This window comes from Rhodococcus jostii NBRC 16295, from assembly GCF_001894825.1.
Classification (GTDB): Bacteria; Actinomycetota; Actinomycetes; order Mycobacteriales; family Mycobacteriaceae; genus Rhodococcus_F; species Rhodococcus_F jostii.
The window spans coordinates 1-2,611 of the sequence record NZ_BCWY01000205.1; the positions used below are offsets into that span (position 1 = coordinate 1).

At 69.3% G+C, this 2,611-nt stretch carries 1 protein-coding gene; it reads left to right on the forward strand.

All coding sequences use genetic code 11. From position 1 onward, the window contains the following. On the forward strand, positions 1 to 2,611 hold a 2,611-nt coding region (locus RJ1_RS44700; protein ID WP_143169614.1), incomplete at both ends, for a non-ribosomal peptide synthetase.

A 2,611-nucleotide genomic window follows, 5' to 3' on the forward strand; every position in this document is an offset into this window, starting at 1 on the left:
AGTCGGTCCGCCTCGAGATCCCCGCCGACGTGCATCGCCGCCTGCATGCGCTCGCGCGGAGCACCGGGGCGACCCCGTTCATGACTCTGCATGCGGTCTTCGCGGCGCTGCTCGCCCGCCTGTGCGACACGGACGACGTCGTGATCGGCACCCCCGTCGCCGGCCGCCCCGATCCCCGGCTGGACCCACTCGTCGGCATGTTCGTCGGGACGCTTGTCCTCCGAACTCCGGTCGACTCGGCCGATTCGTTCCGCGAACTGCTCTCCACAACGCGCGACGCAGACCTCGGTGCATTCATGCACGCCGACTTACCCTTCGAGATGCTCGTCGACATGCTGGCCCCGGAGCGCTCCACGACGCACACACCGCTGTTCCAGGTGCTGATCGACTACGGGACCGAGGTACCACTTCACCTCGAGCTACCGGACGTGACGGTGACGGTCGCCGACGACGCTCCTCCCGTGGCGAAGTTCGACCTCCAGCTGACACTCCGGGAACATACGAACGCCGCGGACCCCGGCCTGTCGGCGGCGTTCACCTATGCGACCGACATCTTCGACCGCGCCACGGTCGAGGGTGTCGCGGCGCGCTTCCTCCGGCTCCTCGAGGCGGTGACCGCGGACCCCGACCGGCCGGTCGGGGACGTCGAACTCCTCGACGCAGCCGAACGAGCCGCGCTGTCGACCGGGTGGAACACCCCCGCGCTGCCGGCGGAACCCGGCGAGGACACACTCGCCGACCGGTTCACTCGGTCCGTCCGACATTTCTCTGACGAATCGGCGCTGACCGACGCCGACGAAACCCTCACCTACGCGGCACTCGGCGCCCGCGTCTACCCCCTCGCCCGGCGTCTCGTCGAACTCGGCGCCGCCCCCGACACGGTGGTCGCGGTGGCGCTGCCACGCTCGGTCGATCTGGTCGTCGCCCTGCTCGCAGCACAGCAAGCGGGAGCCGGCTACCTCGCCCTCGACGTCGGTCACCCGGCGGACCGGCTCGACGCCACGATGTCCGACGCCGACCCGGTGTGTCTCGTCTCGTGCACCGACCACGCGGCGCGCTTGCGGCGGGACCTTCCCACGGTGCTCGTCGACGACGCGGACACGCGCGCACGGCTGAAGGACCTGTCGCCGGAACCGATCACCGATTCGGAGAGACGGGCCAGCCTCACCCCCGACGCGGTCGCATACGTCGTCTACACATCGGGGTCGACCGGACGCCCGAAAGGTGTCGTGGTGACACACCGCAATGTCACGACACTGTTCGACAACACCGGGCCTGCATTCGGGTTCGCCGAAACCGACGTGTGGACGCTCTTCCACTCGGCCTCCTTCGACTTCTCGGTATGGGAGTTGTGGGGCGCCCTCCTGCACGGAGGCCGACTGGTGGTCGTCGACACGATCACCGCCCGCTCACCCGACGAGTTCCTGCCCTTGCTCCGCCGGGAGCGCGTGACGGTCGTGTGCCAGACGCCCACCGCGTTCGCCCAGTTGGCCACGGCGGAACGGAACCAGCCGGCCGACCTGGCGTTGCGGTACGTCGTCTTCGGCGGCGAAGCCCTCGAGGGCGGTCACCTCGTCGATTGGCTCGATCGGCACGAACGCAGCCGACCCCAGCTGGTGAACATGTACGGCATCACCGAGACCACCGTGCACGTGACCCGGTATCCCCTCGGCGAGACCCCTCCCGATGCGCGGTCCGTCATCGGCCGGGAAATTCCTGGACTGCGCGTGTCCGTCCTCGACCGACGGCTCCACCCGGTGCCCACCGGGGTGACCGGCGAGATGTACGTTTCCGGGAACCAGGTCACCCGCGGGTACCTGCACCGACCCGGGCTGACAGCGACCCGGTACGTGGCCGACCCGGCCGGCCACGGAGCACCCATGTACCGCACCGGCGACATCGCGCGCTGGAATACGCAGGGTCAACTCGAGTTCCTCGGACGAAGTGACGCCCAGGTTCAGCTTCACGGGTACCGGATCGAGCCGGGCGAGGTCGAGGCCGCGCTCGTCCGCCACCCGGACGTCGCACACGCCGCGGTGTCGGTGCGTACCGACGACCGAGGCGCCGGACGGCTGATCGGGTACGTCGTGCCCGCGTGGGACGGTGAACAGAAGAGGACTGTCGACATCGATCGGGTCCTCGGCTTCGCCCGAACGACTCTCGCACCGCAGATGGTGCCGGCAACGCTGGTGGTCCTGGACCGCCTGCCGCTGACCCCGAACGGCAAGCTCGATCGCCGGCAGTTGCCCGCACCCGACTTCGCCGAACGCGTCTCCACGGGTTGCGCTCCGGCGACCGCGACGGAGATGGCCCTCGCCGAGGTTTTCGCGGAGGTCCTCGGCGTGCCGTCCGTGAGTGCCGACGAGTCCTTCTTCGCACTCGGTGGAGACAGCATCATGGCCATCCAGCTGGTGGCCCGCGCCCACGAGGACGGTGTCTTCATCACTCCCCGCGACGTTTTCGAGCACCAGACCGTGGCCGCACTCGCCGAGGTGGCGGCCACCCAGAAACCGGACGTGCTGGCCGAGCTTCCCGGCGGTGGCATCGGGACCACGCCCCTCCTGCCCATCGCACGCTGGTTGCTCGAACGCGGTGGCAACCTCGACACCTT